This is a genomic window from Planctomycetaceae bacterium (assembly GCA_041398825.1).
Taxonomy (GTDB): domain Bacteria; phylum Planctomycetota; class Planctomycetia; order Planctomycetales; family Planctomycetaceae; genus F1-80-MAGs062.
In genome coordinates this window covers 394,713-411,635 of sequence record JAWKTX010000001.1, presented here as the reverse complement: position 1 = coordinate 411,635, position 16,923 = coordinate 394,713, and the positions used below count along the sequence as shown (strand labels likewise).

The 16,923-nt window shown below is 54.5% G+C and carries 12 protein-coding genes; 9 read left to right on the top strand and 3 right to left on the bottom strand.

Going from position 1 to position 16,923, the window contains the following annotated elements; all coding sequences use genetic code 11:
• Positions 1-11 precede the first annotated feature (11 nt).
• From R3C20_01465 to R3C20_01455, 3 genes are read right to left on the bottom strand one after another with little or no spacing between them, the layout of a single operon-like run.
• On the bottom strand, positions 12-428 hold the full coding sequence (locus tag R3C20_01465) for a TadE/TadG family type IV pilus assembly protein (protein ID MEZ6039144.1): 417 nt from the start codon (positions 426-428) through the stop codon (positions 12-14).
• A gap of 31 nt (positions 429-459) precedes the next feature.
• Positions 460-1,680 carry a VWA domain-containing protein gene (locus tag R3C20_01460; protein ID MEZ6039143.1) on the bottom strand — a complete coding sequence of 407 codons (1,221 nt, stop codon included), beginning with the start codon at positions 1,678-1,680 and terminating at the stop codon, positions 460-462.
• Between the two features lie 14 nt (positions 1,681-1,694).
• Positions 1,695-2,171 carry a TadE/TadG family type IV pilus assembly protein gene (locus R3C20_01455; GenBank protein ID MEZ6039142.1) on the bottom strand — a complete coding sequence of 159 codons (477 nt, stop codon included), beginning with the start codon at positions 2,169-2,171 and terminating at the stop codon, positions 1,695-1,697.
• Between the two features lie 258 nt (positions 2,172-2,429).
• On the opposite strand from R3C20_01455, the gene R3C20_01450 reads away from it, so the two are divergent.
• The 9 genes from R3C20_01450 to R3C20_01410 all read left to right on the top strand — a co-directional run bounded on the left by R3C20_01450 (position 2,430) and on the right by R3C20_01410 (position 16,891).
• Positions 2,430-5,144, top strand: coding sequence for a M48 family metalloprotease (locus tag R3C20_01450; protein ID MEZ6039141.1), 2,715 nt, complete (start codon positions 2,430-2,432; stop codon positions 5,142-5,144).
• Positions 5,131-6,621: a DUF1501 domain-containing protein gene (locus tag R3C20_01445; GenBank protein ID MEZ6039140.1), complete on the top strand. Its 1,491-nt coding sequence runs from the start codon at positions 5,131-5,133 to the stop codon at positions 6,619-6,621. Before R3C20_01450 ends, R3C20_01445 begins: the two co-directional genes overlap by 14 nt.
• A gap of 198 nt (positions 6,622-6,819) precedes the next feature.
• Positions 6,820-8,223, top strand: a complete 1,404-nt coding sequence (locus R3C20_01440) for a right-handed parallel beta-helix repeat-containing protein (protein MEZ6039139.1) — start codon at positions 6,820-6,822, stop codon at positions 8,221-8,223.
• A gap of 256 nt (positions 8,224-8,479) precedes the next feature.
• A complete protein-coding gene (locus tag R3C20_01435; protein MEZ6039138.1) occupies positions 8,480-9,733 on the top strand; it encodes a PQQ-binding-like beta-propeller repeat protein in 1,254 nt (417 codons plus the stop codon).
• Positions 9,734-9,886: 153 nt separating this feature from the next.
• Positions 9,887-11,020 (top strand): efflux RND transporter periplasmic adaptor subunit, encoded by a 1,134-nt coding sequence (locus R3C20_01430; protein ID MEZ6039137.1) that lies wholly within the window; start codon positions 9,887-9,889, stop codon positions 11,018-11,020.
• Entirely contained in the window at positions 11,017-13,389 is a 2,373-nt protein-coding gene (locus R3C20_01425) for an ABC transporter permease (GenBank protein MEZ6039136.1), read from the top strand. The genes R3C20_01430 and R3C20_01425 overlap by 4 nt, the downstream gene beginning before the upstream one ends.
• Before the next feature lie 90 nt (positions 13,390-13,479).
• On the top strand, positions 13,480-14,202 hold the full coding sequence (locus R3C20_01420; GenBank protein MEZ6039135.1) for a hypothetical protein: 723 nt from the start codon (positions 13,480-13,482) through the stop codon (positions 14,200-14,202).
• Positions 14,203-14,446: 244 nt separating this feature from the next.
• Positions 14,447-15,535, top strand: coding sequence for an aminotransferase class I/II-fold pyridoxal phosphate-dependent enzyme (locus R3C20_01415; GenBank protein ID MEZ6039134.1), 1,089 nt, complete (start codon positions 14,447-14,449; stop codon positions 15,533-15,535).
• A gap of 240 nt (positions 15,536-15,775) precedes the next feature.
• On the top strand, positions 15,776-16,891 hold the full coding sequence (locus R3C20_01410) for a DUF1559 domain-containing protein (GenBank protein ID MEZ6039133.1): 1,116 nt from the start codon (positions 15,776-15,778) through the stop codon (positions 16,889-16,891).
• Positions 16,892-16,923: the final 32 nt, after the last annotated feature.

Below are 16,923 nucleotides of genomic sequence, written 5' to 3'. Positions count from 1 at the left end.
GCCAATCTCCGTCACGGAACTTCCAGGGTCAGCGAACAGGTCTGTCGAATTGTTGTGTTGCCTGTGAATCGAACAAGGCCAAACGAATACAAGCGTGCAGGCACTTCAATGGTCACGGTTGCTTTCGTTGCATCTTTGTTCGCAATGACGTTCACTCCGTTCGAATACCCCAGTTGATTCATCAATCGAGTGGATTCATCGATGGCATCCTGAGTCGCTCCGCCCGGCAGCATCAATGCCCGGCATCCTTCGTAGGCAGCGTTACCCGCGGTGTGCCGAACGAAGTTCACAGCTGCCAGCTCAAGTCCTCCAAAGAAAAGCAGGAAGATCAGTGGAGCGACAATGGCAAACTCAATCGTTAATGCGCCAGACCGTCCTTTTGAAGAACGGTCGACACAGTCCCGCTGATTCTTCTTTAACTTACGCATCCTGTTTGTCCAGCAAGTGTATTCGACTAAGTTACTCGGTCATCACAACAGGAAGCGTTCGGGCAAGTTCTCGAAACGCTGCACTCAGTTCCGCTTCATTCTGTGTGACGTAGTATTTACCACCGGTAGCGTTCGCAATATCCCGAAGGATCGGCTGATCCGTGGTCAGCATGCTCACGGTGTGAATCGTGATATTCTGGCTCGCCGCGGCCTGAGCAGCAAAAATCGGATCATTTCCGGCATTCCACTGACCGTCGGTCAGCAGAATAATGACTTTGTTTGACAGAGGGCGACTATTGCCTCCTGTCAATGAACTTGTGGCGGCTCTGATCCCGGCCTCCATATTGGTCCCACCCATCATCGGCAGCAACTGACGATGCTTAAGGTCCTGCTTCATGTCGCGGACACTGTCTTTCCAGTCGAATCCCGCCTTCGCCGGCAGCGGGTAATCCGTCTCGGAGGCGTAGTACCACGTGTAAGGCGAAATGGGCATCTGATAGTCCGATCCCCAGGTGACCAGTCCGGTCCGTGGAGGCGTCGACTGGTCGCTGGCCTCATCGAAGAATACGTCGACAGCCCGTCGCAACACAGCCCAGCGACTGAACACGGGATGGGGTGGGGACAAGTGATACTGCCAGATCGTTCCCCAGGCGGTGAAATTGCTCAGCAACCCATTCCCCGTCGGATACGAATAGTCGATTCCGGACATGTCGAACAACATCGAACCTGATCGGTCCAGGCAAAGCATCACTTCGACTTCCTGCTGCCCGGCCACAGCCTGAGTGTGCGTGGAAAAGCCGGCGTGACCGAATGCGGGACCGAAGAAAGTTGGAATTGATTTTGTCGTCGCTGCGTCGTTGATGTTCGCATTGATACGGACCGAATTAAACGGAGACTCGCCAGCTTCGAAACTCCATCGCCCGTTTGGCTGACGCGCAACGCGCCCGAGTTCGACATCGGTGGCAGCAATTCGGAATGGCCGACCTGCAACATTGTTGAGCGCGGCGTAGTCGACAGCCGCCTGAATTGCTGCCGCTGGATCCTGCGTCCTGTTCAGTGCTTCAGCCCCAGCGCGCGCGGCTGCGTCGGTTGCGGTTCGAAGTTCAGTTCTGATCAACTGCATGTAAGCAAAATCAATCGTCATCGCTGCCGTCACGAGAAACGAAAACAGCATGACAGCAATCAGAATGTGTGCTGCACCTGACCGTTCAGCTGTATCCCGGGCGCCCTCGACTCGTCTTGAGATTCGCATTGCTTTACCCTGTGTCAAAGTTTGACCATCGTGACAGTGGCGTGACTTGACTTACCGGCCATGAACCGAAGAGGCCCGTAGCTTAAATTTGAAGAAGGTGCAGTAATTGTCACCTTGACAGCATCCCCCGCGCCTCTCTGCGAGGCGTTCGATGGATCGAAAGTGATCGTGTAGGTCCCGACCTTGCGGGCGGCCAGGATTTCCTGAGCTCGAACGCGTGCCTGGGCTTCGTTGTCACCCGGACGCGTTACGATCCGCGCCGCTTCGTAAGCAGCAATATTGATTGACTGCTTCAGAAAAACAGCGTTGGCCAGTTCGATTGATCCAAACACCAGCAAAACCAGTAACGGTAAGGTAACAGCCGCTTCCACAGCAGCAGCTCCTTTCCGTTTGGTCGACCGGCGCGCAGTCAATTCGTTTGGAATTCCGGATCGCATGGGTCGTATATCAATGGCAAAATAGATTGGTGGCCCGAATCGTCGTCGAAACACTAGATTTTTCCCGACGTGCGTGTTGTCAGCCGTATGATATTTCTCCACTGCGCACTGGCAGAAATATCTCAGTTGATCCGATTTTTCGTATTGCACCTTCCGTGAATCTCCCCAGTGTTGATATTCTGCAACACGCCCAACGAAATTTGATGCATCCACGCAACACCCGGAATGTGGGTCTCACACGAGCCAGAATTGCCTCCAACGCCGACGAATCCCCTCCTGAATCCCTCCTGAGCCTGAACTGGCGGTGATCGCATGCCAATCCCAGTTGTCTGCCATTCCTGCACCGCGAAGTTTGCGGTGAATGACAGTCTGATGGGGAAGAAGATTCGTTGCGTAAAATGCAGGTCGGTTCTTGAAGTCAACAGCCACAGCGTCTCACCGTCTCAGTTGCCCGGCAAGGACGGCAGGAGCGAAACCGGCAGAACAGCCACTCGAACCAAAGCTGCAGTCACTGATGACGCTCCCAGGAAAGCACGCGTGGTTCGGCCGGAGAATTTAGATTCGCCTGCTCGGCCAGCCGCACCTGAAGTGGCCACCCCCAGAGTCGTCAAAGCCAGACGAGTAGAAAGCCCTCCGGCTGAAGCAGCGACACGCGGATCAGCAAGGCCACCCGTTAGAGCCAGACGCGTGGAAATCGATTCGACGCGACCAGCTCCGGCGAATGATTCCAGAACTCGACGCGGCAGGGAGACCAAAGAGAAAGGCCAATTGGTTAAGGCCGCGATTCCTGCGAATGCTTTCGATCCGCCTCCGCGTGATTTTGAAAAGTTCCATCGACAGGTACTGACTTCGTTTCAGGCGGACACCATTGACCACGTCCCGGTGGAATGGTCATATCGAATCGGGATCGTACTGGTATCGATTTTCATGATTGCTCTGCCAATCGTCTACATGGCAATGATCGGAGGCGTCGGCTGGGCCGTGTGGTACCATTTCACCAATCACACCGGCATCATGAAATCCGCAGGATCCAGCGGCAGCGGTCGCGCGGTTGTTTTCGCGGGACTGATCTACCTTGCCCCGGCAGCCATGGGCATCGTCCTGATTCTGTTCATGCTGAAACCGCTGTTTTCTAAACCCGGTAACAACAGTGGTCGACGAAGTCTGCAGCCCGGGGACGAACCCCTGCTGTTTGAATTTGTCGATCGCATCTGCAGTATTGTTGGTGCTCCGCCCCCCCAGCGCATAGACATCGACTGCAACATCAACGCCAGCGCGGGATTCAATCGCGGCATTCTCAGCATGTTCGGCAATGATCTTGTGCTGACAATCGGTATGCCGCTGGTGGCCGGCCTGGACATGCGTCAATTTGCCGGGGTACTGGCACATGAATTCGGGCATTTCGCGCAGGGCACGGGCATGCGAGTTTCGTACATCATTCGTTCGATCAGTTACTGGTTCACGCGTGTGGTTTACGAACGTGACGCATGGGACGAAAAGCTGGAAGAATGGTCGAAAGAGATGGACCTGCGGATAGGCTGGATTTTTCATCTGACACGGCTTGCAGTCTGGCTGAGCCGTCGCGTGCTATGGCTGCTGATGGTGACGGGACATGCCGTCAGTGGATTTCTCCTGCGACAAATGGAATATGACGCGGACCGACACGAAGCGCGTCTGGCAGGCAGCGATATTTTTGCATCTACTGCCCGGCAGCTCAGTGTGCTGGGAATCGCACACCACGGAGCACTTGCGGACCTCGGTCAGTTCTACGACGAAGGACGACTCGGTGACAATCTGCCGAAACTCATCGTTCTGAACGTTGAACAAATCCCCGAAAAGCTGCTGAAGAAAATTCAGGAACATGAAACGACCGCAAAGACCGGTCTCTTTGACACACATCCCGCCGACCGAGATCGTATTGCCAGTGCAGCAAGAGAAAATACCGACGGTATTTTCGCTGTCTCCAGCCCCGCGTCCCATCTTTTCAGGCGATTCGACTTCCATGCCCGTGCTGTCACCTGGGATTTTTACAAGGAGGTCTTCGGTAAGGAACTCAGGAAGAGCAGCATCCATCCGGTCGATGACCTGATTGAACGACAGAAGCTGCAACAGGAATCTTACAAAGCACTTCGGCGATTTTTTCAGGGGCATTTCTCATGGTACCGGGCCATGCCGTCACCAACAGATGTCTGGGATGCACCTGCGAACTCCAACGAAGCGGCCAAAGACCTGAAGGCTTGTCGAGCCGAAATGCTGGAAGCAGCTCCCGGCTATGCAAAGGCATGGAAGCGATACGATAAGGCCGACACTCAGCTGATCGAAATCAAGCTGGCCCGTGCGCTCATCGCTGCAGGCGTAAACGTCAAGGCCAAAGATTTCAGTATTCCGCTGACAACACGAGGTCAGGCGAAGCAGGCGGAAGATACCGCAGGACTTCGACAGGGAAAGATGGAACCCAAGCTGCAGGCATTTGAAGACCCGGCAGCAGATCGACTTTACACCGCGCTGAAACTCGCGCGTGTCGGCAAGATTGCGGCAAGACTTGAAGCCGACAATTTCTTCCCACACGAACTGGATCAGCTGTTGCAGATGTTCCTTCACATCAACGAGCGGCTGTACCAGCTGCTTGAGATCAGGGATGGACAAATTGTGCTCGGCAAACTTCTGACCATATTATCCAATGGAAATGATGCTCAGGGCGTGCTGGAGAATATTCACAGTCAAATGGCAGTACTCAACGATCTGATTGTCGACCTGCATTCGTCGTTTCGACAGACTCGATATCCCTTCGATCACGCGAAGGCCGACATTTCCATGGCCGAATACATGCTGAAAAAGCTGCCGGACCCCGACAATCCGGTGGAACTTTACGAAGCTGCAGACACCATCGGTCATTCACTGCCCCCGCTACAGGCTCGGGTGCTTGGGAGACTTTGCCAGTTCGCCGAGAAAGTCGAAGCGCTGATCGGCATGCCGGCATTGTCTGATCCACCAGACGATGATGACGACGATGATGAAGAGACATAACTTGCAGGACTCAGGCGATATGATATCCCGGCAGAGAATCCCACAGCAGCAATCAATCCGACGACGTGATACGCTTTGCGCGGGCGCTGCCGGACTGCTTGGAATTTCGCTGCCGGAACTACTGAACGCTCAATCCGTTGCTGCCGCAATTGCCACGCAGCAACGAACAGAACTTCAGCACGTCGAACGTCAGGCAAAGCAACTGGCCGCGCAGGCCAGAGCAAAAGCATGTATCCTGCTTTTTATGTGGGGAGGCCCAGCGCATCAGGATACCTGGGATTTGAAACCGGATGCACCGGCGGAAGTTCGAGGAGAATTCAAACCCATCGACACGCGTGTCCCGGGAATTCAGATCTGTGAACATTTCCCGCTGCTGGCGGAACGTACAGATAAACTGGCCATCATTCGATCGATGACCCACAACAATGTCGATCACACGACCGCGACGCACTTCCTGCTGACAGGCAAACCACCGCTTCCATCCAGCGATTTGCGCAAGGACTGGCCACACATGGGTTCTGTCCTGGCACGACTCGGGCGTGGTCGTGATCCACTTCCGCCGTTTGTATCGATGCGACCGAAGCTGGAAAATGATGTTCCGCGATTTGTCGAACAGAGCCATGGACAGTTTGCCGGATGGCTTGGCCCCACCTGGGATCCGCTGACCATCGATGCCGACCCATCCCGGCCTGACTATCGTGTCGGTGAGATTGAACCGCTGGATGCCGTTCCGTCTTCGCGAATGAATCATCGAAAGTCGCTTCTGCATTCTCTGGAACTGACAGCCACGGAGTTACAGCAGCTCGATCCGCTGAAATCCATGCAGCGTCATTATTCAAGAGCCTTTGACCTGCTGGCATCTGCTGTTGGCAGGTCCGCCTTTGATCTGACCGAAGAACCAGACAATGTTCGAGACTGGTACGGACGCAATCCTCACGGGCAATCCGTCCTGCAGGCGCGTCGGCTTGTTGAGCGCGGGGTTCCCCTGGTCACGGTGTACTGGCCCAATGACGGAATCAAGAATGTCAGCGTGTACTGGGATACCCACAGCAAGAACTTCATTGATCATCGTGATCGACTCATGCCGGTGGCTGATAAAGCCTTTTCTGCTTTGCTGGACGATCTTCAGCAACGCGGGATGCTGGACGAAACACTGGTGATCTGGACTGGTGAATTCGGGCGAACGCCCAAAATCGGACAACGCAACAGCGATGCTGGCGCAGGACGCGACGGGCGTGATCACTGGCCGAATTGTTTTACCAGCGTACTGGCCGGTGGCGGTATTCAGGGCGGCCAGGTGTACGGAGCCAGCGACCGTCATGCCGCGTACCCTGCCGACAAACCGGTGAATCCAATCGATCTGGTAGCCACGGTTTATGAATTGATGGGCGTTCCTGCCAGTCTGGAACTGACCGACATCGAGGGCCGTCCATTCGTAATCTGCCCGGGAAATGCCATCCGTGAACTGATGGTATAGTCGGCCGCTCCCACACACTGTCAGTTGTCAGTCAGGCTTCTCGGTCGCCGGTGAACTTTCCTCTACCTGCGTTGCCGATTCCGAAATCGCGCAGATCCGGCTAAAGTCACCCCGTCAGACAATAACCTTACAGCATCGACCGTCCGGAAAAACCGCTCGCCAATTCTCGGGATAAAATGAATCAGGAGTAAATCACCTATGACCACCGTTGCAGATTTTGGAGCGACCGGAGACGGCGTCACTGATGACACGGACGCGATACAGCATGCGATCGACGAATCCATTGGACAACTCTCGTTCACTCGCGGTACGTATCGTATTACCAAGTCAATTATGGTGGATCTGGCGTCGGTCGGCTGGACTTCGCTGGACGGGCAGGCAGGGACCGCTCGTATCGTCATGGACGGACAAGGTCCGGCAATCGTTCTGAAAGGTAACCACAAAGGCAGCGCAGATCCAAAGAGCTACACGGTGGAAACCTGGAACCACGAACGTATGCCGATGATCAAAGACATCGAGATCACCGGTCAGCATCCTGAAGCCGATGGAATTCTTGTCACCGGTGCGACTCAGCCAACAATCACCGGAGTCATGTTGCGCAACCTGCGTAACGGAATTCAGATCACCGGTCGGGCTCGCAATGTTCTGATCGATCATTGCCACATCTATTACAACACTGGTATTGGCATTCATCTCCACGATCTGAATCTGCATCAGACAATCATCAGCAGTTCCCACATCAGTTATTGTCGGCTGGGCGGCATTCGCATTGAACGCAGCGAAATCCGCAATCTGCAGATCACGGGAAACGACATCGAATACAACAATAATCGTGCTCATGGTATCGAAGGTGCTGATGCCGAACCCACCGCCGAGATTTACCTGGACGCGACTGTTGGCAGCATTCGTGAAGGCACTATCTGCAGCAATACCATTCAGGCAACCTACAGTCCCAACGGGTCCAATATTCGATTCATCGGTCAGGGTCCCGATAAAAACCCACAGGTCGGCATGTGGACAATCAGCGGCAACCTGATCGGAAGTCAGTGGAATAACATCCATCTGACGGCTGCTCAGGGAGTCACCATCACCGGCAACTACATCTATTCGGGACACAACCGTAATGTGCTGGTAGAAGACAGTGTTCAGATTCTTCTGGGCGACAACTGCTTCGGGCACAATGCTGACTATGGTGTAGAAAGGGAACTCTGTACCGGTGTCACGTTTCGGAACAGCAACGACTGCATCATCAATGGCAACCTGCTGCAGGATTGTCAGACTGGTCGTCACAGATTCCCGGAGGCCCCGGAACTGCAGCGCGAAGCGCTTCTGGAAATCATGGGGTGCCGAAACTTTATCATTAGCAACACCCAGGTACTGGATTCCGCACCTTATGGCATCCGGCTCGATAATAGTCAGGACGTCACACTGTCGGCGGTCACAGTCATCGACCGTCGCGCCACAAGGTTGCAAAAGGCGGCCATCCATTGGACCGGCCCTGTGGGCGACAGCATCCTGACCGCCTGCCGCCTTGGCCCCTCGAATGAAACGGCATTCATGACGGAAGAACAGCCAATGCTGAACGCCTGCATTGTGAAGTAACGCTCAACCGAATCAGAACCACGGGTTCGACCGGCGTGAATTCGGATGGCAAAGAGTCAAAGCCGATTCGCCAACATCTCAGACGGATTATCCATCGCCAGACACACCCTCAGCACTGACTTCAATGATACTGCACGCTGGCGTATGCTGAGACGTCACCGGTTCCTGACGGGACTTCACCCGGCGTGAACAGGGCAACTTACTGAAGATTTGAACTTTGCCAGTGTATCTTCAACAACTCAGGGAATGGACCGACATGACAACATCGACCGCGCAATGGATCCTCGCAATTGGCATGATTGCCTCAGGCTGCAACCTGTGCCTTGCTGACGACTGGCCACAGTTTCTGGGAGCCAGCCGGAACGGAACATCTGCTGAGAAGGGATTGATCAGCGTCTGGCCGACAGCCGGTCCTGAGATTTTGTGGAAGACTCCGCTGGGTGTCGGGATGTCAGGCATCTCTGTCGTTGGCGATCATGCTTTCACTATGTATCAGGACGACGAAAACCAGTTTGTTGCCGCGATGAAGGTGTCCGATGGCAGCATCGCGTGGCAGACTCCGGTGGCTCCGGCGTACAGCAACGCAATGGGCCATGGTCCGCGCGCGACGCCCACCATTTCAGGGGATTCTGTGGTCACCTATTCAGGCGAGGGTGTGCTGGCGAGTCTGAACAAGGACAGTGGCAAATTGAACTGGAAGGTTGATGTTCCAAAGGAGCTGGGTGGCAAACCATCAGAATATGGCATGTCCTGCTCTCCGCTGGTCGTTGGCGAATGGATCGTCGTGCATTCAGGAACGCGTCAGGCCGCCGTGGCTGCGTTTCGTTTATCAGACGGAAAACGTGCATGGAAAGCAGGGCAGGGCACCGCCGGTTATTCTTCCCCCGTGCTCATGACGCTGAACAACGCTCCCACCGTAGTTGCGTTTGTTGGCGCCAGCGTTCTGGGGATTGATCCGGCAACCGGAAATACACTCTGGTCTTACGAGTACGTGACCGACTACGACTGCAACACCGCCAGTCCTGTGCAACTGTCGAGCGATACGGTTTTGATTTCTGCCGGCGAAAACCATGGATCCACCGTCCTGAAGATATCAGGAAGTCCAGCATCCGGCCAAAAGGCAGCACCTGTCTGGAAGTCCCCTGGAAAAGACAGTCAGTTGCGAGCCGAATGGCAGACCCCTGTGATTCACAATGGACATCTCTATGCGCTGGATAACATCGGCAGTGCCGGCCCCATTACAAATCTGGTATGCATTCGTCTGTCTGACATGAAGACCACGTGGCAGAAAAATCGATTCGGCAAGAGCAATCTGACACTGGCGGATGGCAAGCTGTTCATGACCGATATGGATGGCGAATTAATGATCGTCGAAGCGACGCCCTCTGCTTTCACTCTGCTCAGCAAGTCAGAGCCGGTTATTGAGACAACTCGACAAGCCCCTGCCATCAGCGATGGTCGATTGTATGTTCGAGATGACAAGACTGTTGTATGCGTGAAGGTCAAATGATCGCACCCCTGCGTGGCTGGCAGGCTATCAACAAACCTGCGCGGGAACTGCAGACTGGCGGCACGATAGACTGAGAGAAACGACACAAAACGCCCGAACGTCACCTGCGACTCTCGGAGTATCGCCGACGAATTGGTTCAGAAGGCCCCAAACATGTCTCGAATTCTTCCCGTTGTGCTGATCTGTGCAGCACTGCTGACGGCATTGGTATTCAGTCAGAGAACGCCGGAAGAATTTCATGTTTCGGGTTTTGTTGAAGCCGATGAAATTCGGGTAGGTTCTCGGATTGGTGGTCGAGTGCAGAGGGTTATGGTTGACGAGGGTGATACCGTCTCAAAGGGCGAAGTCCTGGTTGAGCTTGAACCGTTTGACCTGATGGAAAAAAGAGCGGAGGCGAATCAGCGACTGGCTCAACATGCCGCCGTGCTGAGAAAACTGAAAGCAGGCCTTCGCGCGGAAGAAGTGGCTCAGTCCGCAGCACGACGTGAACAGGCGAAAGCAATCCTGGAAAAGGCAAAAAACGGTCCTCGACCTCTGGACATTGATTCGGCCGCAGCGCGACTTGAACAGGCCGAAGCGGAACTGGAAATGGCACAGATCGCGTACAAACGAGCCGAGACTTCACTCGGTCAGAAGGCCATCAACCAGAGTGACTTCGACGAAGTTGAGAAGCAGCTTCGTGTTGCTCGCGCAAATCGAACTGTCCGAGCGGCAGAGCTGGAGCTCCTGAGAGAGGGAACGCGGAAAGAAGACATCTCCGCTGTTCAGGCTGCATTTGATGAAGCCGATGCCGCGTGGAAGCTGGCGTCGCTCGGCTACCGCGAGGAAGAGATTGCTGAAGCTTCCGCCACAGTCGAAGCGGCCGCCGCGTCACTGGCAGCGATTGATCAGCAACTGAAGGAGCTGCAGATTACGGCTCCGGGTGATGGAACTGTGGAAGCCATTGATCTGCAGCCCGGAGACTTGATCTCACCGGGAGGACCCGCTCTCTCGCTGCTGAATCATCGTCAGCTCTGGATTCGTACCTATGTCCCGGAGAACCGATTGAACATCTCCATCAATCAGAAAGTCGGGATTACGGTGGATAGTCTTCCCGGGCAAAAATTCGAAGGACGGATTTCGTTTATTGCGAGACAGGCAGAATTCACTCCAGGCAACATCCAGACACCGGAGGAACGTTCGAAGCAGGTGTTTCGCATGAAAGTGCTGTTGTCTGATCATAGTGAGGTCCTTCGGCCCGGCATGGCCGCCGATGTCTGGTTCCACACCGGAGATTTATCTCCATGACCAGCGATCCGCTCCGACCTGAGGATCCGCTCATCAACAGCAACGATGACGCAGGTGAGACCTGGCAGCCTGTGCGACAAACTCCTGCAGCAATTCAGTTGCAGAACCTGTGTCGTTCGTTCGGTTCTTTTGTAGCGGTCGACAATGTTTCGTTCGATGTTCCCAGGGGCGCTATTTTTGGTCTGCTTGGCCCGAATGGAAGCGGAAAGTCGACCATTATTCGAATGTTGTGCGGCGTTCTTCCCCCGAGTGGAGGCAGTGCCCGTGTGCTGGGCTACGACGTAACCACCGAATCTGAAATCATCAAACAACGCATCGGCTACATGTCTCAGAAGTTCAGCCTGTATGCCGACCTGAGCGTTGAGGAGAACCTCAGGTTTTATGGCAGCATTTACGGACTGTCTGCGATCCGAACTCAGCAGCGCATGCAGGATGTTCTGCAGCTGACATCATTATCAGACCGATTGCCGCAACTGGCAGGCACACTGTCGGGCGGATGGAAACAGCGACTTGCACTGGCCTGTGCTTTGATTCATGAACCGGACGTTTTGTTTCTGGATGAGCCGACCGCAGGCATTGACCCGGTCGCACGGCGCGATTTGTGGGATCTGCTGTTCGACCTGAGTGCTCGTGGTGTCACGCAGTTCGTCACAACGCACTACATGGACGAGGCCGAACGGTGTTCACACGTTGGATATATCCAGGCGTCTCGTCTGGTGGTCGTTGGACAGCCCGCAGAGCTCAAGCAGCTGCCAGCTGTCACCCCCGCCGGCACACAGCGTTGGGAGATAGAAGTCGATGAGCCAGCCACGCAACTTCAACCGCTGCGAACGATGCCGGGGTGCCGGGATGCGACGCTCTTTGGACAAATGATTCACGCTCTGGTTGACCACAACATTTCTCCTCACGACATCGCAGTAAGACTATCGCGTTCGGACGAAACCGTTCAGTGTCGACAAGTGGCGCCGACTCTCGAGGACGTGTTTGTCGCACTCACTCGTGCGGGTTCAACCGGATCTGATTCCCGGATCCTGTCAACAACTGTGACGACGACGGGGACGGATGCAACGGTAGCGGCAAGGGTCGACAGTGAACCACGTCGTTCAGATGAAATCTCTGACGCAGGCTCGTCGGGTGCCGATCGAGAAGCTGAAAACAGTGCCATACCCGCCGTCACTGGTCAAATCACAGAAGGATTTAAAGACAGACAGCAACCAACCGCACTCTCCGGCGTCGGCGCGATACTCACTAAAGAGTTCACTCAGATCCGGCGTCAGCCTTCAACGTTGTTCTTCATGCTGGTCGTTCCAGTCCTGCAGACATTCATCTTTGGCTACGCAATCCAAACGGAAATCGAAAACATCCCCACAGTTGTCCTGGACATGGACGGACGCAGTCACGCCCGCGAGCTGCGAGATTCATTCTTTAACACTCGCACATTTCAGGATGCTGGTCGAATGACCAGCTGGAACGAGTTTCAGCATGCGCTGACTTCTGGTCGAGCTCAGGTCGGCATCGTGATTCCCGCGGCATATTCGGAGCAATTGCTGCATGGTCGACAGGCAGAGGTACAGGTGCTGATCGATGGAAGCGACTCTCAGGTCGCAACCACAGCGCTTCAAACAGCCAATCTGCTTGCGGTCAGTCATTCCATTCGCATAGGACGTTCCGTTGCCGATCAGAATCGTGTCGTTCCGGCGCGCGACCCGACGGGACACGCTGCCATGCCGATCGATCTGCGTCCACGTCTCCTGTTCAATCCTGCGCTGGAAAGTTCCAACTTCTTTGTCCCCGGACTGGTCGGCATTATTCTGCAGCTGGTCACGCTGTTCCTCACGTCATTCGCGGTGGTGGGAGAGCGTGAACTGGGGACGCTTGAGCAGCTTTTCGTCACGCCTGTTGGCCGTGCCGGACTGCTGCTGGGGAAGTTGATTCCCTATGCCGTGGTTGGCGCATTCGAAACCCTGATCGTGCTCACGGTCATGGTCTTTGTCTTTGGCGTCCCCATCAACGGAAGTTTATGGCTGCTGCTTGGCCTGTCGCTGCTGTTTCTCGTCTGTGCGCTGGGATTGGGGATTCTGGTATCGACACTTGCAAAAACTCAGCTCCAGGCGATGCAGTTTGCATTCATCATCATGCTTCCCAGCGTGCTGTTATCGGGTTTCATGTTCCCTCGCGAACAGATGCCGCTGCCAATCTTTGCCGCCACCCACATCATTCCCGTAACGTATTACATCGAAATTCTGCGTGGCGTTGTCCTTCGGGGGGCGGATGCCGTGGATCTGATTCCCCAGATCGCAGGATTAACCGTTTGCACAGTTGTCATCTTCGGGGCCAGTGTCTTTCGATTCCGAAAGCAATTGAGCTGATGAATTGCGGTTTCTGCAACGTCATCGGAGCACTAGACTGCGGGCCTTGCGGAATACATCGGATCAATCGCGTCACGGAAGATGGCGAACATGGCAACATCACTCCATCAGCAACTCAAATCTCACTACACACAGGACGTCCGGCAGCACGAAGTTAGTCTGGATGACTTTCGGATTGATGCCATAGACGAATCAGGCCGCCTGATCGAAATCCAGTGCGCATCACTCGGAGCGATTCGGACCAAGATACGCAGGCTGCTGAAGGATCACGATGTTGTTGTCGTGAAACCACTGGCCAGCCGCAAGCAGATAGTGCGACGGGAGTCACCAGACGGCGATGCGATCAGCTGCCGTTACAGCCCGACTCGCCAGACTCTGGCGAATATCTTCCTGGACCTCGTTCACTTCTCGAGGGTCTTTCCTCACCCCAGATTACGGCTCGATATTCTGTTGACCCAACAGCGTGAAATCCGGTTACCACCCACAGAGAAAAGCTCCTGGCGTCGTAAGTACAGTGTTCACGATCGAGAACTGATTACTGTCGACCAACATTTTCAGTTCTCCACACCGCGTGATATCTGGGACGCGCTGAACCCAGAGCTTCCGGATGCGTTTACAACGGCGGATCTCGCAGAAGCCATTGCGACACCACGCTGGCTGGCACAGAAAGCGGCCTATTGTTTTCGCGAGATGGGCTTACTGCAGTTGCATTCCAAAGATGGAAACTCGCTGGTTTACCGCCTGGCAACGCCAGCAGTGGTCGCTGCCAGAAAGCGAAAGAGTTCTGTCTCCAAAAGCCGACGTCCTGCTTGACGCCATTCGGGCCGGAATTAGAGCCCGGAAATGAACTCATTGCCATGATCCTGCCTTCGGCATCTCATTACCGGGAGGATGAGTCTCACTGAGAATCCTTCCCGGAGGCTTTGCCGTGTTGGAGGGACTCGGCTAAAAACACACACGATTCAGGAAGACCAACAGGAAGAGTTCCGGACGTGTCAGAAGCGTCAGAAAAGAAAAACAGGGGGCGGCTGTGAGCAAATCGTGGATTGCAGACCGGATGCACAAGATTGATGCGTCGGGTATCCGTAAAGTTTTCGACCTTGCAGCTTCGATGGAGCGTCCGGTTAATCTGAGTATCGGGCAGCCTCACTTCGATACGCCTCAGCCCATCAAGGACGCGCTTTGCAAAGCAGTCCAGGATGGAAAGAACGCCTACAGCCAGACACAGGGCATCGCACCGCTGCTTCGGTTGCTGCAGGAGGATGTCGATCAGCGATTAGGACACTCCGATCGCAAGGTGTTTGTGACTTCCGGAACCAGCGGCGGCCTGATGCTTGCGCTGTGCACACTGATCAACCCGGGTGACGAGGTCATCGTTTTTGACCCCTGGTTCGTGATGTACAAACATTTGACAACATTGGCAGGCGGGACAGTTGTTCAGGTTTCGACCTATCCGGATTTCAGAATCCGGGAAGCGGCATTGCGTGAGGCGATCACAGATCAGACGAAAGTCATTCTGTTCAACAGCCCGGCAAACCCAACGGGTGCGGTTGCTTCACTGGAAGAAGTCAAAATGCTGGCCCGTGTCGCCGAGGAGCACAACATCGCCCTGATCAGTGACGAAATCTATCGGGCATTTTGTTACGACGAACCGTTTCATAGTCCGGCAGAGTTCAATGATCGCACGATTGTGATTGACGGATTCAGTAAATCACATTCCATGACAGGGCTTCGCCTTGGATTCATGCATGGACCGGAGTATTTGATTCAGCAAATGATGAAACTCCAGCAGTTCACTTTTGTCTGCGCGCCGCATCCGGTTCAGTGGGCAGGAGTTACGGCCTGGGAACAGGACTTGTCAGGTTATTCAGACGACTACCGGCACAAACGCGACCTGATGGTTGATTTGTTGAAGGACGATTTCAAAATTGCCGGCGGTCAAGGCGCATTCTATTTGTTTCTGGAAACTCCCTGGGGAACTGGTACGGAATTCGTAACCGAAGCGATTCGCAACAATCTGCTGATCATTCCCGGCAACGTGTTCAGTCCGTCAGACACGCATTTTCGGCTTTCATTTGCGGCAAATGACGATGTCCTCCGCGAGGGAGCCGCCATTCTGTGCCGATTGGCTCGCAATAAGAGTTGAATTCAAAATCCGGCGTTCACCCTATAATTTTGTTGAATGATCTGGGATTCGGCCTGGAAAAGATGAACAATAGTGGCGACTTCAGGGATTATGTCAGAATGTGAACCTCGGCCGAGGTTTACGAAATACGCGCGACCGTAGTGCTGCGGCTCGTCTGAACGTCGTTTTTTCGTGGGCAGCTGGCGTCAACTGGTGTTTGGCTGAGCTCCATTAGTTTTAAAGTCCTGTAAGGGGAAAGTCATGCGGAGTGTTAGAAAACGTTCGGAGGGCTTTACGCTGATCGAACTCCTTGTGGTGATCGCGATCATCGCAATCCTTGTCGCCCTCCTGCTGCCCGCCATCCAACGGGCCCGCGAATCAGCGCGACGATCACAATGCCAGAACAACCTCAAGCAGATTGCACTGGCGTTGCACAACTATCACGACTCACACCTTGTCTTTCCTCCGGGTCAGATCGTCACACGCTGGGCAGGAAACCTGAATGCCACCACGCTTCCTCCGCGAGTTGTCGATCCGGTTGAAGCGTACGACCCACGACTTGCGCTGGGGCTGCATGGAACAAGCTGGATGTATCACATTCTGCCTTTCATTGAGCAGAAGGCCGTCTACGAAATCTGGCGGAATGACTACAACGTCTTCAACAATGCGGAAATCGCACGAGAGGCCAATGTGAATGGTCAGGGTCCATGGCACCTGAATGGAGGAGCTCCCGCACTGACAGACATCCCCGCATTTTATTGTCCTTCACGACGGACAAAGATTGATCGCCAGAAATACAGTTCCAACTACGTTCTGGATTCGGCGGCAACGACGAAGCTCTCGACCGGCGTGACCGGGGGCGGCAATGACTACGTCGGATGTGCAGGATCCGGCATTTTGTTCGACAAGACTCCAGCAGTTCGATCGTTGTTCGACCCGACGCCCGCCCAACTACAGTACCTCACAGAACAAGTGCCGACTGCAGCCAACAACCTGAACTCGCTGAACGGCAACATCGGCATGTTCTACGCGAACAGCTCTGTGCGAATTGATGACGTTCAGGACGGTACTTCACACACAATCCTGATCGGTGAAGCCGAACGATTTGACACGTTGAAGATTGCGGCAGCGCTGAAGACTGACGAACAGCGTGCGAGCGATGGCTGGGCCTGGGGCGGACCTGCAACATTGTTTTCCACTTTGGAAGGCCCCAACAAGCGAAAGAGTTACGAATACGCCGGTAGCAGCCACGACACAATCGTTCAGGTTGCCCTCTGTGATGGCTCAGCTCGATCCATTAGTGAAAACATCGGCATCCAGGTTTGGCAGCGTCTCGGGAACCGAGGTCAGGGCGTCGCGCCCGGAGCCGGTTTCTGATCCGGTCAGTCATCCTGACAGGAAATCTGCTT

Coding starts and splice junctions, on each gene's coding strand:
- R3C20_01465 (MEZ6039144.1), bottom strand. CDS start 428: ATGCGTAAGTTAAAGAAGAATCAGCGGGACTGTGTCGACCGTTCTTCA.
- R3C20_01460 (MEZ6039143.1), bottom strand. CDS start 1,680: ATGCGAATCTCAAGACGAGTCGAGGGCGCCCGGGATACAGCTGAACGG.
- R3C20_01450 (MEZ6039141.1), top strand. CDS start 2,430: ATGCCAATCCCAGTTGTCTGCCATTCCTGCACCGCGAAGTTTGCGGTG.
- R3C20_01445 (MEZ6039140.1), top strand. CDS start 5,131: ATGAAGAGACATAACTTGCAGGACTCAGGCGATATGATATCCCGGCAG.
- R3C20_01440 (MEZ6039139.1), top strand. CDS start 6,820: ATGACCACCGTTGCAGATTTTGGAGCGACCGGAGACGGCGTCACTGAT.
- R3C20_01435 (MEZ6039138.1), top strand. CDS start 8,480: ATGACAACATCGACCGCGCAATGGATCCTCGCAATTGGCATGATTGCC.
- R3C20_01430 (MEZ6039137.1), top strand. CDS start 9,887: ATGTCTCGAATTCTTCCCGTTGTGCTGATCTGTGCAGCACTGCTGACG.
- R3C20_01425 (MEZ6039136.1), top strand. CDS start 11,017: ATGACCAGCGATCCGCTCCGACCTGAGGATCCGCTCATCAACAGCAAC.
- R3C20_01420 (MEZ6039135.1), top strand. CDS start 13,480: ATGGCAACATCACTCCATCAGCAACTCAAATCTCACTACACACAGGAC.
- R3C20_01415 (MEZ6039134.1), top strand. CDS start 14,447: ATGCACAAGATTGATGCGTCGGGTATCCGTAAAGTTTTCGACCTTGCA.
- R3C20_01410 (MEZ6039133.1), top strand. CDS start 15,776: ATGCGGAGTGTTAGAAAACGTTCGGAGGGCTTTACGCTGATCGAACTC.